Annotated in this window: 15 protein-coding genes; 5 read left to right on the forward strand and 10 right to left on the reverse strand. The window is 69.7% G+C overall.

What is annotated here, in order from left to right; genetic code table 11:
- Positions 1 to 457 precede the first annotated feature (457 nt).
- Positions 458 to 1429, forward strand: a complete 972-nt coding sequence (locus D7I43_RS30415) for a class I SAM-dependent methyltransferase (RefSeq protein WP_120332019.1) — start codon at positions 458 to 460, stop codon at positions 1427 to 1429.
- Here the strand turns inward: D7I43_RS30415 and D7I43_RS30420 are convergent.
- The 4 genes from D7I43_RS30420 to D7I43_RS33910 form a co-directional block, all read right to left on the reverse strand.
- Positions 1402 to 2292: an alpha/beta fold hydrolase gene (locus D7I43_RS30420; RefSeq protein ID WP_120332020.1), complete on the reverse strand. Its 891-nt coding sequence runs from the start codon at positions 2290 to 2292 to the stop codon at positions 1402 to 1404. The genes D7I43_RS30415 and D7I43_RS30420 overlap by 28 nt on opposite strands.
- 53 nt (positions 2293 to 2345) lie before the next feature.
- Positions 2346 to 3836 carry a site-specific integrase gene (locus tag D7I43_RS30425; protein ID WP_192902310.1) on the reverse strand — a complete coding sequence of 497 codons (1491 nt, stop codon included), beginning with the start codon at positions 3834 to 3836 and terminating at the stop codon, positions 2346 to 2348.
- A gap of 159 nt (positions 3837 to 3995) precedes the next feature.
- Entirely contained in the window at positions 3996 to 4322 is a 327-nt protein-coding gene (locus D7I43_RS30430) for a helix-turn-helix domain-containing protein (RefSeq protein ID WP_120332021.1), read from the reverse strand.
- Positions 4323 to 4568, reverse strand: coding sequence for a tyrosine-type recombinase/integrase (locus D7I43_RS33910; protein ID WP_240033275.1), 246 nt, complete (start codon positions 4566 to 4568; stop codon positions 4323 to 4325).
- Positions 4569 to 5608: 1040 nt separating this feature from the next.
- Here D7I43_RS33910 and D7I43_RS30440 point away from each other — a divergent pair.
- Positions 5609 to 6583, forward strand: a complete 975-nt coding sequence (locus D7I43_RS30440) for a TRM11 family SAM-dependent methyltransferase (RefSeq protein WP_420870259.1) — start codon at positions 5609 to 5611, stop codon at positions 6581 to 6583.
- Positions 6580 to 6873 carry an adenine nucleotide alpha hydrolase family protein gene (locus tag D7I43_RS30445; protein WP_240033276.1) on the forward strand — a complete coding sequence of 98 codons (294 nt, stop codon included), beginning with the start codon at positions 6580 to 6582 and terminating at the stop codon, positions 6871 to 6873. Before D7I43_RS30440 ends, D7I43_RS30445 begins: the two co-directional genes overlap by 4 nt.
- A 104-nt stretch (positions 6874 to 6977) precedes the next feature.
- Here D7I43_RS30445 and D7I43_RS30450 read toward each other — a convergent pair whose 3' ends face one another.
- The 5 genes from D7I43_RS30450 to D7I43_RS30470 all read right to left on the reverse strand — a co-directional run bounded on the left by D7I43_RS30450 (position 6978) and on the right by D7I43_RS30470 (position 11311).
- Positions 6978 to 7790, reverse strand: a complete 813-nt coding sequence (locus tag D7I43_RS30450) for a permease prefix domain 1-containing protein (RefSeq protein ID WP_120332023.1) — start codon at positions 7788 to 7790, stop codon at positions 6978 to 6980.
- On the reverse strand, positions 7787 to 8119 hold the full coding sequence (locus D7I43_RS30455; protein WP_120332024.1) for a PadR family transcriptional regulator: 333 nt from the start codon (positions 8117 to 8119) through the stop codon (positions 7787 to 7789). The genes D7I43_RS30450 and D7I43_RS30455 overlap by 4 nt, the downstream gene beginning before the upstream one ends.
- 62 nt (positions 8120 to 8181) lie before the next feature.
- Positions 8182 to 9348: a hypothetical protein gene (locus D7I43_RS30460; RefSeq protein WP_147427333.1), complete on the reverse strand. Its 1167-nt coding sequence runs from the start codon at positions 9346 to 9348 to the stop codon at positions 8182 to 8184.
- Positions 9349 to 9911: 563 nt separating this feature from the next.
- Positions 9912 to 10238, reverse strand: a complete 327-nt coding sequence (locus D7I43_RS30465; RefSeq protein ID WP_120332026.1) for a helix-turn-helix domain-containing protein — start codon at positions 10236 to 10238, stop codon at positions 9912 to 9914.
- Positions 10235 to 11311: a tyrosine-type recombinase/integrase gene (locus D7I43_RS30470; protein WP_120332027.1), complete on the reverse strand. Its 1077-nt coding sequence runs from the start codon at positions 11309 to 11311 to the stop codon at positions 10235 to 10237. Before D7I43_RS30470 ends, D7I43_RS30465 begins: the two co-directional genes overlap by 4 nt.
- Positions 11312 to 11340: 29 nt before the next feature.
- On the opposite strand from D7I43_RS30470, the gene D7I43_RS30475 reads away from it, so the two are divergent.
- Complete coding sequence (locus D7I43_RS30475; RefSeq protein ID WP_240033278.1) at positions 11341 to 12117, forward strand: hypothetical protein; 777 nt, start codon at positions 11341 to 11343, stop codon at positions 12115 to 12117.
- 1 nt (position 12118) lies between these two features.
- Here the strand turns inward: D7I43_RS30475 and D7I43_RS30480 are convergent, their stop codons facing one another.
- Complete coding sequence (locus D7I43_RS30480; protein ID WP_192902311.1) at positions 12119 to 13306, reverse strand: IS110 family RNA-guided transposase; 1188 nt, start codon at positions 13304 to 13306, stop codon at positions 12119 to 12121.
- Positions 13307 to 13535: 229 nt separating this feature from the next.
- Here D7I43_RS30480 and D7I43_RS30485 point away from each other — a divergent pair, with 229 nt between their 5' ends.
- On the forward strand, positions 13536 to 13829 hold the full coding sequence (locus tag D7I43_RS30485) for a DNA cytosine methyltransferase (RefSeq protein WP_240033279.1): 294 nt from the start codon (positions 13536 to 13538) through the stop codon (positions 13827 to 13829).
- Positions 13830 to 13896: the final 67 nt, after the last annotated feature.

Below are 13896 nucleotides of genomic sequence, written 5' to 3' on the forward strand. Positions count from 1 at the left end.
CCGACGGCCCGCGCGGACTCCTCACGTACCCGTGACAGTCGCGGACGGGCTGTCACCGCTCGACATCCTGCGCCCTGTGACAGGCCACGCCGCACCGATGACATCGGCCCGGCACGCGGGGCTCGACGGCGTCTCACAGTGCTGGTCAAAGCCCCCATCCACGTCGACGCCCGAAGCATTCTCCGCACCGGCACCGGCGCCCGGCAACGCGTTCTGTCAGTGACGCTGCGTCACTGACAGAAGGGTGGGCAGGGATGAAGCCGGTCCCGTCGCGGTAGGCGGCTACCGATGGCTGTCGTCACGTCGCGAGCACCAGACGAGGCGACGGAAATCAGGACAAGCTGGTGCCGGGTCGAGCGCTGTGAGCGGCTGTGAGTTCGGCAAGTGTTCGCCAGGGCTCACAAAGCCCGGTTTGGGGGTGTCAGCGCTTCACGGCGCGGCGCGGAGCCGACAACACATGAGCGAGCACACGCCGCACCCGCACCACCAGGCCGACCACACCGAGCCGGCCGACCACACACTCATCGACCTGATCGCCGGCGACCCGCCGGTACCGATCACGGTCTGGCGCACGGCCCGTACCGATGCCGACCCGAACGCCAGCCTGCCCACCCGTTTGGCCTACCGCCTCGTCGCCGCCTACAGCCGGCCCGGGGAGGCGGTGGTCGACCTCACCACCGACCACGTCCTGGCCCCGATCTGCGCCCAGGGTGGTCGCCAGCACCACCGCGCCTGGTTCACCGACAGCTCCAGCCTCATCATCGGACCCGCCACCGCCGGCCTGCCGCCGGCCACGACCGAGACCAACCCGCTCACCGCGTCCCGCGAGCCGGAGGCCGGCGACGCGGAGGATCCGCCCGAGCTGGGCGATTGGTTCGGCGACGACCTCACCGACCCGCACCTGCCCGGCGCCGACGCCGCGGTCGTCCGGCCGCCCGACGACGGTCCGCTGGACGCGTCCACCAGCCTGGTGGTCGCCTGCTGGCCGCTGCACGAGGCGGGCACGCCGGCACGGGTCCGGCTTGCCTGGCTGCTGGCCGCCTGCGCGCGGCTGCTGCGCCCCGGCGGCTGCCTCGTCCTCGTGGTCGGCGTACCCGCCGGTACGCAGCCCACGCCGGAGGACTTCGGGCCGCCCGTCGCCGCCGCCTCCCGGGCCGGACTGGGCTACCTGCAGCACATCGTCGCCGTCGAGGCCGACACCGACGGCGACCAGTTCGTCTACTACCACAGCACCGACGAGGAACTGCTCACCCTGGCCCACGCCAACCCCGAGCAGTGGCAGGTAGCCCACCTGCGGGTGCACGCCGACCTGCTGGTCTTCACCCCACAGCCGATTCCCGAGAGTTCAGGGAAACTGATGGGTTCTCGACGTGAACCCAAGGGTTCGTCCGCGCAGTCACGCTATCGCGGATCCGGGGGTTCGCGGTGAACCTGGCTGAGCGTCTGGCGACTGTGTTGCGTCAGGAAGGTGGTCACTGTCCGACGGAAGTCGTGCGGGTTCTCGACCCACGGCAAGTGACCGGATCCGGCGAGGCTCACCCGTTGGCTGTTGGTGAACGCTTGGTGTAGCGAGTCGACGGCCCAGCGGGGGCGGATGTCCTCGGTGCCGTCGATGATGAGCACGGGCAGGTCGAGCGCTCGGCATTGCACGGCCATTTCAGAGTTGCTGAGTTCTTGCTTGACCTCGGCGTTGATGGCCTGGTTGCAGTCGTAGTTGATGCCCAGCCATGGCGTGGCCATGCCTTCGGCGTGCCGCAGTGCGGTGCCATGGTCGGCGAAGTCGGCCGACCATTGCAGTACCGCCTGTTCGCGGTCCTCTTCGGGCGTGCGGGTGCGGGCGCTGAGGGCCTCCCACCGGTCCAGATGATGCCCGAGCCGCAGCCTCAGATTCCGCTTGTAGTGCGGGTGCCAGCCGCGTTCGGGGTCGATGCCAGTCCCGGACACGTAGATCAGATGGCTAACCCGTTCGGGGTGTTCGATGGTGTACCGCAACGCCAGGTGCGCACCCCACGAGTGGCCCAACAGGGCCATTCGCGGTCCGGCCAGTTGGTCGCGTACCGCGTCGAGGTCGGCGACGAAGCGGGCAACGCTGTATGGTCCGCGCCGCTGCGAGCGTCCACAGCCCCGCTGGTCCCATCGGATGGTGCGGGCGCGATCGTCGAGCAGCCGGGCGACCGGGTCGAGGTAGTCCCACAGGCCCGGACCGCCGTGACAGAGCACCAGCGGCGGCCCGCTGCCGGACTGTTCGGCCCACAGGTGGCAGTTGTCGTCGCTGCGCACGTCCAGGTTCATGGGCGACAGTATGGCGGCTTGTGTGGGGCCGCTTTCTGAGCGAGACGGCCGGGTCAGCTGATGGTTGGCTGCGCGTGCCGGCCGGCGTGGGCAGTTAGGCCCTCGGTCTGCTCGGTTGGCGTGCTCAGCAGTTGTCGCGCCGCGGCTGCGTAGCGGATCGCGGTGGCCTCGCAGATGCCGAAGACCTCAGCCAGGTGCAGCGGGTCGGCGCCGCTGACGAGGGCTTCGTCGAGGTGACGGTCGATGCGCAGCCGTTCGAGGGTCGCCGGCAGTCCGCGCAGGATGCGGTTGAGCCAGGGGTGGCTGACGGGGCCGAGCCGCACTGCGCTCTCCTTGCTGATCAGCAGGTGCGGGTTGGCGGTGTTGGGCCAGCGGCGGCGCCGGTAGTCGAGCCAGTCGGTCAACGCGGTGTGGGTGAGGTCGTCGAGAGGGCGGGTGTGGCCGGCGACGGTGAGCCGCCGGTTGACAACGTCCACATCGGACAGCTGCATGGTGATGATGTCGCCGTGTCGGGCGGCGTGGACGGCGGCCAAGGCGACCGCGACGCGAATGTGTGGCGCTGCGGCGGCTTTGACCGTCGGCGTGATCTCGGCTGGAGTGAGCGGCTGCGGGAGTGGCCGCTCGACGCGGCCGACCTTGATCCGGTTGGTCGGGTCGCGGAAGACGACCTGGTGGGCTTTCGCCCACCGGAACAGCGACCGCAGAGCCTTCATCGCAGTCAGGCGCTTTTGTCCGCGCAGCGGCCGGATCCGGTCGAGGACCTCGTCGCGGGTGATCTCACGAAGGTGCCCGTAGCGGGCCGACCAGTCCAGCAGCATCGGCTGCAGGGCGGTGGCGAGGACACGGACGGTCTTGGGGTGGCGCGGCTTGGTGCGGGGGCCACCGTCGATGAGCAGCAACGCCCAGCGGTGGACGTCACGGCCGATCGCCGGCGCGACCCCGTCCAGCTTGCGCTCCAGCCAGCGGTCGATGGTCCGGGTCCGGTCGTCCTTCAAGATGCCCATCTGGTCGAGGATGTGGGCGGTGTGGTGAATGCTGTTTCCTCGTTTCCGCAGTGCTCGGTGGATGTCGGAGAACCGGATCGTCTCGCTGGCGGTGTGGTCGGCAAGCAGCATGATCAGCGCACGGTTGAGGGCCTCGCGCACCACATCGGTGAACCCACGGGACTCGGCGAAGCTGTATGCCAGGTGCAGGGCCCACGCCAACCAGGGGTTATCCAGCGTCGGACGGGTGCGCAGGTCGACACGGCGCCGATAGTCACGAGGCCCGGGGTCGAACAGCGACGGCTGGATCCAGGTGACGACAGGCCGGCCCACCGCTGGCGGCAGCGGATCGGGCGGGCCTGCGGCGCGGCGCTGCCGGCGTGCCTGGCCGACTAGGTCGCGGGGTGCAGGCATCTCGGCAAGAAACAGTTGGTGATGGCGGACCCGGCGGGCATAGGGCAACAGCACGACATGGGTGCCGGCCCGGCCGTCCAGCGCGATGCTGCGGTCCTGACGAGCCTGGCACCAGCACAGCCGGCAATGCCCCCGCTTCACCGGCATCGACCGGCGACAGGCGCCGCACTCGCCAGCGGGCCATCGCCGGGCGAACTCCCAGCACGGGCGGCACAGCCCATTGTTAAAGCCGCGTCCCCACGCCAGACAGCCCACGCAGGTGCGCAGGTGACGGCCGGGCACGCCGCGTGGGCTCATCAGCGGTGCTCAGGCCGGAGGCAGCGACCGGCCGTCACGACGACGGGGCACCACGGCCAACACCGGTGCACCGGCCGCCGCAGCCATCGACTGCTCGCCCTGGCCGGCCTGGGGAACCTTGTCCGGCTCAGGTATCAGCAGCTCGCCGACCTGGCAGCCGAGCACCGCGCAGATCACGTTCAAGTCGTCCAGCTTGATCGACGCCGGTCGGCCCGACCACAGCCCGGACATCTTGCCCGCCGAGATCACCAAGCCTCGTTCGGCGAGCATCCGCTGCAACTCCGACGCCTTCCAGATGCCGCGGTTGGCCGCCGCGAGTCGCAGGTTCCACCGCATTCAGATCAGTCCTTCCAACCGCTGGGCGGCCCGCTGCTGCCCGGCGACCCAGGCATCCTCGATCCGGGTTCGGTGCACGTGGACGTAGCGCATGGTGGTGGCCACCCACGAGTGGCCGAGCAGCTCCTGGATCGAGATCAGGTCCACCCCGGACAGGTACAGCTGCGACGCGCAGAAATGCCTCAGCACATGCGGCGTCAGCGTGTCCGCCCAGGTCGGGAGATGGCTGGCCGCAGCCGCAGCCAAGCCCTGCCGCAACCGTCGTCACCGACCCGCCGGCACGAGCCGTCACCGTTCCTACGCTCCGACGGGAACAGCGGCGCCCCGGGCCGGTGTGGTCGGCGTCGAACTGGCCCCACACATCCTCGATGAACCAGCGCAGCGTCCGACCGGCATGGTTGACCAGCGGCACCATCCGCTCCCGAGGGCCGGAGCCACGCGATCCCTTGCCGTGACGGACGTGCAGCTTGCCGAACCGGCCCAGATCCCACTTCACGTCAGTCAGGTCCAGGCTGCGCGCTTCGTTGATCCGCAACCCGACCTCGGCCATCAGCCGAGCCGCGGTGTAGTTCCGCGCGGCCGGCGCAAACTTGCGACAGCTGGCCAGCTCACCCGCCCAACCGGCAAACAGCTGCGCCACCTCCACCTCAGACGGAGGAATACGCAGCCGGGCGTCCTTGCGGCCCCGGGGCCGGTTCATCTCGTCGATCGGGCACTGCACCACCCGGCCGGTCAACGCGTGGATCTCGACCTTGTGCCGCAACTCGAGGAACGCGAAGTAGGTCGTCAACGCCTGCGCCCTCGCCAGCCGCGTCCCGCTGGCCGCGTCGCGTAACACCCGACCGAAGTATGCGTCGGCGTCGGCCGGCTCCATCTCCCACAGCGGCCGGCCAAACCACGCACGCACCTGCTCCAGATGGCCCACATCGGCGCGCACCGTCGCGTCGGCCAGCCCGGCCGAGGCCCTCGCCAGCACGAACCCGGCCAGCACATCAGTTTCGAACTCCACCAGCTCGGCCGCCGACGCCGGCCCACGGTGCTCCCGCAAATCCCGCACCACCGCCAGCGCCAACCCGAGCACCCCACCTTCACCAACACACCCGAAAGGCCAACCACTGTGCAAACGCTTCAGAATCCCCGAAGTTACGTCGAAACCACCCAGACGACCCAGACAAGCGATCTGCCCAGCCAGAAGCACTCCAGCGTGTTCACCACCCCAACGAACTCGCGGGATGTCGCACACGCTCCTGCGGCCGGGTCGGGACGGCGCCGCAACCGCAACGGCGGTGAGCGCAGTGCCTGAGCACACCACCGCCGGACGATCCGACCGGAACGGGCCGGACACCAGCGGCCTCGCCGCCAGCGAGGACTACCGGGGCCGGCACCGCGAGTACGAAGGCCGCCACCGCGCCGACCCCGACGGCCTGTCCGTCTGGGCCACCGCCCAGTCGACCGGCCCCGCCCAGCGACGCGGCCGATACGTGCCGGAATCGGTCAAGCATCCCGCCCGGATGCTTCCCGCGATCGCCGCCCACGCGATCCACGCCTACACCCAGCCCGGCGACCTGGTCCTGGACCCGATGTGCGGCATCGGCACCACCCTGGTCGAGGCGGTCCACGCCGGCCGCGACGCCTTCGGCATCGAGTACGAGCCGCGGTGGAGCAACATCGCCGACGCCAACATCCGCCACGCCCACGACCAGGGCGCCAGCGGACGGGCGTCGGTGATCCGCGGCGACGCGACCCGGCTGATGTCGCTGGTCCCGAAAGCTCTCACCGGGCAGGTGGCCCTCGTGGTCACCTCGCCGCCGTACGGGCCGACCGTGCACGGCCTCGTTCGGCCCGGCGCGGACGGGGTCGTCAAGTACGACGACCGCTACGGCGAGGACAAGGGCAACCTCGCCTACCGCGACCTGACCGGCCTCGCCGACGGGTTCGCCCAGATCCTGGCCGGCTGCGCCACCCTGCTGCGGCCCGGCGGCGTCGTCGTGGTCACCGCCAGGCCGTGGCGCAAACGCGGCGAACTGGTCGACCTGCCCAGCGCCGTCATCGCCGCCGGCCTGCGCGCCGGGCTCGTGCCGATCGAGCGGTGCGTCGCGCTGCTCGCCGCCGTCCGCGACGGGCAACTCGTCGCCCGCCCGTCGTTCTTCCAACTCCAGCAAGTCCGCAAGGCCCGCTCGTCCGGGGTGCCGATGCACCTCATCGCGCACGAGGACGTCCTGATCCTCGCCAAGGAGGACGGAACCGGGGTGGTCGCGTGAGCGCACCCACCCACCGCTACCTGTCGCTGGGCGCCGGCGTGCAGAGCTCCACTCTCCTGCTGCTCGCCGCCCAGGGCAAGATCCCCGGGTTCGGCGCCGCGATCTTCGCCGACACCGGCTGGGAGCCGGCAGCAGTCTACCGGCATCTGGACCGCCTGATTGGCATCGCGGAGCAGGCCGGAATCGAGGTCGTGCGCGTCAGCACCGGCGACATCCGGGCTGACGCGCTCGACCCACACCACAGGTTCGCCTCCATGCCCCTGTGGCCGCCACGAGTTCACGACTTCTGAAGCCGGATCGCCAGCGAGTACGAAGGATTTCGCGTCCGGATGAGCGGACGACACCTGAGTTCGCGGTTACACCGCAAGGCGGATCCCGGCTGCATCTGGCGGGCTCAGCTCATGGATGCGGAAGTGGTGCGCGTGCGCAGCCACGTACGACGGGCCGCGACTATGGCGATCACGCTTGCGAGGAGGCCGGTAGTGAGGTAGCTCGGCGCCCAGTCCTGAGCCGAGGTGATCCCCCCGGTCACGGCGTAGAGCAACAGCACAGCTGCGGTGAGGCCGAACGACGTCGCAACGGCGAGGCCAGAAGGGGTCGGCGCCGGTGTCCAGGCCGGAGTGCCGAGGCTGGTGGTGCGCCGCACCACCATCAGCGCCAGCAGCAGCAGCGCTCCGCTCGCCGCGAGGATCGCGAACAACGGGCGCGGGACTTCATCCGCGCCCACCGGTATCAGGTAGAGCTGATCATGGTAGTGCCTGACGCAGTCGAGTGCCGGGTCTGATGGGACCCAGGGCCGGTCGCACATGTTGGGCTGCGTGCCGAACCGGTCGGTGGCGATTAGAAGTCGGACCCACGGCCAGCCGAGCATCCAGGTGACAACGCCGCTGAGGCCGTACCACGTCATGACCACGCCGGCAGTGGCCCAAGCGCCGACGAAAAAGCGGCGCATGGACGCTCGCACGCTGCCCGCCGTCGCGGGGACCTGGCGGGCGATGCCGCTGACCGCTCCGAACCGCTCCACGGCTTCACGTTCAGCGGCTTCGGCGTCGAGGCCCTGACTGAGTCCGTCCTCTGTGGCCGCCAGCAGATGGCTCTCGGCTTCGGCGAGCATCCGGCGCCCGGCGGCTCCGGTGCCAGCCAGCCGGTCGAACAACTCGTCGAGGTACTGATCAACACGGCCCTCGCCGGGCATCGCGGCCGTCATGCCAGCCCCTGGGCGGCGACCGGACCGATGATGGCATGCACACCGCTGACGAAGCTGCGCCATTCGCGCTGCTTGGCCACTCGGGCGAGCCGACCATCGCTGGTCAGTTCATAGACCCGGCGTCGGCGAGGCGCCGCCTGCTCCCACCGGCTGGTCACCAGTCCCGCGCGCTCCATTCGATGCAGCGCCGGGTACACGGTGCCCTCCGGCAGGTCGAACATGCCCTGCGAGCGGTCTCGCAGCGCCGTAATCACGGCGTATCCATGCACCGGGCCTTCGTCGGCGAGTACCGCCAAGAGAAGCAGATCGAGGTGACCTCTCACATCCATACCTAGACAAGCTAGGCATTGCCTGTCTAGGTGTCAACGACGACACGCGAGCATGCGCGGTGCTATGCCCGTGCGGTGTCGAAGGCGGCGTCGGCGTAGCGCTGCGCGGTGTCGGGATGCAGGCCGAACGTCGCCGCGATGTGCAAGGGGTCGCGGTGGCCCTGCGCCAACGCCTCTTCGAGGATGCGGTCGCAGCGCAGCGCGTCGAGGGTCGCGCTGCGCAGTCGGGCCGCGTGGCGGACCCACCATCGGCTGGTGGGGCCGTCGTGATGGGCGGTTTGCTGGCTGAGCAGGAGGTGAGGGTTTGCGGTGCGCGGCCAGCGTGTCTGCCGGTAGGCCAGGTAGTCGATCAATGCGGTGAGGGTCAGGTCGTCGATGAAACGGGCCTGGTCGGCGACCTGCATCCGCCGGCCGGTCAGGTCGAGGTGCTCGAGGCGCAACAGGCGGATGGGGTTCGGGGTGAGTGCGTGATGCGCGGCGAGTACGACGACGAGCCACGCGGTGGGTGACTCACGGGCCACGCCGATCTCGTCCATCACTGACCGGTCCAGCGGCTGGGGGATCGAGGCGACTGGGCGGCGGGTGAGGCGGCGAGGCAGTCGTGATGTCGGGTTGCGGAAGGCGCGCCTGTCGCGCTTGAGGAAGGAGAACAGCGACCGTAGAGCGGTGACGAGGTTGTGTCCGTCTCCCGGCCGCGGAGCGGACAGGACCGTGATGACGTCGTCGCGGGTGACCTCCCGCAAGGAGCCGTAACGCTCCGACCACTGGTGGGCGGCATCGACCACGTCTGCGACGTAGTGTCGCCAGGTCAGATCCGACTTGGCTCTCATGCGGCCACCGCCGCTACGCAGGGCCTGCGCCCAAGCGATGATCTCCATCTGGATCGCCGGGGCAAGACCTTTGGTTCGCTCACGCAGCCAGGCGTCGGCGCGGTCGGGACGGTCGTCGTCGAGTAGATCAAGGAATCGCAGGACCTGTCGAGCTCGAGTGACGTTCCGACCTCTGCCACGTAGCCGATCGACGTCGCTCGCCTTGACGGCAAGGCCGGGCAGGGTGCCTGCGACGAGCGCTTGAAGCGTCTGGGCTACCTGGTAGCGCAGGTCCGACGACCAGCCCTCGGCCTCGGCCAGCCGCTCGGCCGCCTCCGACAGGTACGCCAACCACGCCAGCCGCGGTTCGTCACCGGCCCACACGCGTCTCGGGCGCTGCTGCGGCGCCAGCGTGAACAACTCGCCCTGGACCGGCCATGCCCGGCCGCACGGCCCGAGACCCCGCGCGACCGGCGACGAGTCCGGAGTCGGGCATGGGCGTTCCTGATCATGTCGCCGCCACAGGGCTCGGTGCGTGTGGGCCAGAAACAGCTGTTGACCGGTCCGTGCCACCGACGGGTAGGGCGCGCGGCTGCGGTGCCCAGGCCCGGCGAGGTGTTGGGCCTGGAGGCGGCACAGCCGGCAGTAGCCGCAGCTCACCGGCAGCCGTCGGCCACACGCCAGGCACGCGTCGATTTGGTGGCTGGCCGCGAAGGAGCGGCACGCCTTGCAGTTCGGCGCGTCCAGCAGGCCCCAGGCCAGGCAAGTGTCGCATGAGCGCGGCGCCGCGCGTGACGCGCGCAGCCCGGGGTGACACGCGGTGCACCAGCCGGACATCCAGTAAGTGCCGCCGCAGCCCTTGCACGGCGGCGGCTCGGTTCTGTGCAGGCACTGCCAGCAGCGGGCGTGTTTCGGTGTCTTCGGTGCCCTCAGTCCGCACCGGTTGCACCGCAGCCGGCGCAACTGCCCGATCCGCTCCGGCTTCATGGCGGTGGCAGGGATCGGCCGGCCCGTCGCCGCGGCCGCACCGCGGCGCTCTCGCCGACCGCAGCCGGGCGCTCGTCGGTGACGGGCTGCGCCTGCCTATGCACGGTGCCCGGCTCGCGGATCAACAGCTCGTCGGGGCCGCAGCCCAGCACCGCGCAGATGATCTCAAGATCGTCTAACCGGATCGAGGTGGGCTGGCCCGACCAGAGGTTGGACATCTTGCCGACGCTGATCGTCAGGCCGTGCTCGGCGAGCAGCCGGCGCATGTCGCTGGCCTTCCAGATGTCGCGCTTGGCGGCGGCCAGCCGCAGATTCCACTTCACCGATTCGCCTTTCCCAGCCGCGTCTCGGACCGCTGAGCGGCCCTGATCCAGGACTCGTCGACGTGAGCACGGTGCACGTGGACGTAGCCCATCGTGGTGGCGATCCAGTCGTGGCCGAGCAGTTCCTGAATCGCCACGATGTCCATCCCGCCTCGGTAGAGCGACGAGGCGCAGTAGTGACGCAGCACATGCGGCGTCAGCCGTCCCTTCCACGCCGGCAGATGCCGGGTCACCGCCTTGTCCAACCCGCTGCGCAGCGCCTCCTTACTGGCGCGGGAACAGGCGCTGCCGACGCCGTGGCGTTCCGAGGGCAGCAGCGGCGCGCCCGGCTGGTCCCAGGCGTCGTCGAACTGGCCGCGCACGTCTTCCACGAACCAGGCCGTCAGCTCACGGCCGCCGTTGATCAACGACACCATGCGCGGTTTCGGTCCGCGCCCTCGCGAACCCTTGCCGAACCGCACGTGCAGCTTGCCGAAGACCCCGAGCTCCCACTTCACGTCCGCGATGTCCAGGTGGTGGGTCTCGCCGATGCGCAGCCCGACCAGGCACCACAACCGCGCAGCGGAGAAGTTCCGGGCGGCCGGCAGGTACTTGCGCGTTGACGCCAACTCATCGCGCCACCCGTCGAACAACCGCCGGATCTCCGCGTCGGTCGGCGGCACACGCAGATTCAACCGCCAGTTGCCTGACGGGCGGTTCAGCTCGTCGACCGGGCACTCGACAAGATCACCGGTCACCGCGTGGATCTCGGCCCTGTGCCGCAGCTCCAGGTACTGCCAGAACACCGCGATCGCCTGCGCCTTGATGCGCAACGTGTTGTGGGCCTGGCCCTTGCACCGCACCGCCAGATACCGGTCCACGTCGTCCGGCCGCGCCGTCCACAGGTGCCTGCCCATCGACTCGCGGAACTCCATCACGTAACCGACGTCCTTGCGGATCGACTCGTCGGCCAACCCCGCCGCCGCGCGAGCCAGCACGAACCCGGCCACCAGGTCCTGCTCGAACGCCTCGAGCTGCTCCGCCGACGCCGCCGGCCGCGCCGCCCGCAACTCACGCACCACAGCCAGGCCCATCACTCACCTACCTTCACGAAGAAGAGGCGATGAACACGCTAGCCGCAACTATTTCAAGAATCCTGAAGAAGAGTCAACCATCAGCCCCAAATCTTGACCCGGCCGAAAAGGCCTGGCCAGGACGTCATCTCACCAGCACGAAGCTGAATGCCGCGACAGGAACTCGTGGGGAATCAAACATCACGCTCGGGCCCGGCAGCGAGCGCGGTATGGCTCGCCGACAGTGCACCTCAGAGTACAAGATCAAACCCATCAAGGCGGAGGTGCGGCGCCGGCTCGGCTACCCGCACCCCGCCCGCATCCCGGCGGGTGTGGTCGCCGAGATGGCGATCGGGATCAGTCTCGACGAGATCGGCCGGGCCCGCGACGCCGACGTCGCGTACATGCGCAACACCTTCCCGTTACTCGACCTGGGTTGGCGGCGCGAGGACTGCCTGGCCTACCTCACCGAACACGATCTGGCGGACACCCCACGCAGCGCGTGCGTGGGGTGTCCCTACCGCACAGATGCCGAGTGGGTGCGGCTGCGCCGCGACGACCCCGCCGGGTGGGCGGAAGCGGTGGCGTTCGACGCGGCGATCCGCCACGGCTCGGCGCGGGCCAACGCCGCCGGGCAGCTGCTGCGCGGGCAGTTCTTCCTCCACCGCCAACGGATTCCCCTCGACCAGGTCACCCTCCGCCCCCGCACACAGGAGCCGGCGGACACGCCGGGGTGCGGACCGTGGACCTGCCCCCACACCGAGCCCGCCGAGGCGGCACTCGACGCGGTAGCGACGCCGGGGCGGGAGGTGGCTCTCAATGCGTAAGTCAAGTCTGCGGAGCCGTCTTCGGGAGCTGTTCGGTGTAGGGCTGCGCATCGCGCAGCATCGCCCACATCACGTTGACCCGACGGCGGGCCAGCGCCATGACGGCCTGGATGTGGCGTTTGCCTTCCGTCCGCTTGCGTTGGTAGTAGTCGCGAGAGGGCCCTGGTCGGCCCGCTGCCACCATCGCGGATGTGTAGAAGACGCGCATCAACGCTCGGTTGTAGCGGTGTGGACGCTGCAGGTTGCCGCTGCGGCGTCCCGAGTCGCGGGGCACCGGCGCGAGGCCCGCGTAGGCGGCCAGGTGGTCGGCATCGGTGAAGTTGGCGATGTCGCCCACGGCCACGAGGAACTCGGCGGCCAGCAGGGTTCCCATGCCAGGCAGGCTGGTGAGCACGTCGGCTTGCGCGTGAGAGCGGAAGCGTTGCTCGAGGTCGGCGTCGAGTTGGTTGATCTCGTCGCGCAGTCGCAGGAGCTCGCGTGCGAGTCGGGCAACGATGGCGGCGGTGGTCTGCTCGCCGGGCAGGCTGACGGTCTGCGTTTGGGCCGCGGTCATCGCGGCCTGGGTGAGTTTGTGGACCCTGATGCCGGCCGTGCCGCGGAGGTGAGCGGCGATGACGGATTCGCCGGCGTTCCTGATGGCGTCGGGGGTTTGCCAGCGGGTCAGCAGGACGAGGGCGCCCTTGGTGGTGACATCCAGGGCTCGTTCGAGGGCGGGGAACACGGACGCCAGGCGTTCGCGCAACCGCACGACCATGCGCTGGCGATCGGTGGCGAGGTCACGGCGATGGGTGACCAGGATCGACAGGTCCGTCAGCAGGTCCGCCTGCGGGGTCAGCGAGGCGAAGTCTCGGCGCAGCCGTGCTTGGTCGGCGATGATCCGGGCGTCCTTGGCGTCGGTTTTGCCTTCGCTGCGGTATCCGTCGGAGGCGCGGTTCATGGCCCGCCCGGATACGTAGTTCACCGACTTGCCGCGGTGCCAGAGGACCGCCAGCAGCAGCGCCACGTATCCGGTGCTCATGTCCATCGCCCAGGTCACCTGCTCGCCGATGTCGTCGATGTCGTTGACGAGCTGCACGATGGCCTGCTCGTCGTTGAGGAAACGGCGCGACAGCAGCGTCTGTCCGTTCTCATCGAGCACGGCCGCCCAGTGGTGCTCCTTGCCGGCGTCAACGCCGACCCATACCCGCATCAAACGGTCCTCCTGATCGCACGGATGCAGTTCGTGCCCGGTGGACGACCCCGCCGACACGCCCCTACACAGCGATCACGTCGCACGTCTCAATCAGCGGCCGGGGTGTCCAGCGGGGCCGGGTGGCCAGCCACCTCTGGCCATCAATGTCGGCGGCGTGAGTGGAGCCATGCCCGGCCCCGCACGGGACGGAACCCTACTGGTTCCGTCCCGTGCGAAAGGTAGGGGCGTGATTGAGCAGCACCTTCCGCCCCGAATCGGATCGCTGTGCACCGGCTACGGCGGCCTCGACATGGCCGTCGAGCTGGTGCTCGGCGGCCAGCTCACCTGGTACGCCGAGGTCGACCGACACGCCCGCACCGTGCTCGAGCACCACTGGCCCGGCGTGCCCAACCTCGGCGACATCCGCACCGTCGACTGGGCGACAGTCCCCCGCGTCGATGTCCTCACCGCAGGGTTCCCCTGCCTCAATGACAACCTGGGTGGGCCGCTCTCGGGCGGCGCTGATGCGGTAGCGGACTGACTCGTTCCCGTGCTGTCGCCCTACTGGGGGTTCGGAGCGGGCCAGTTCCGCAGCCGTGGTAGATACG

This window comes from Micromonospora globbae (genome assembly GCF_003610785.1).
Classification (GTDB): domain Bacteria; phylum Actinomycetota; class Actinomycetes; order Mycobacteriales; family Micromonosporaceae; genus Micromonospora; species Micromonospora globbae.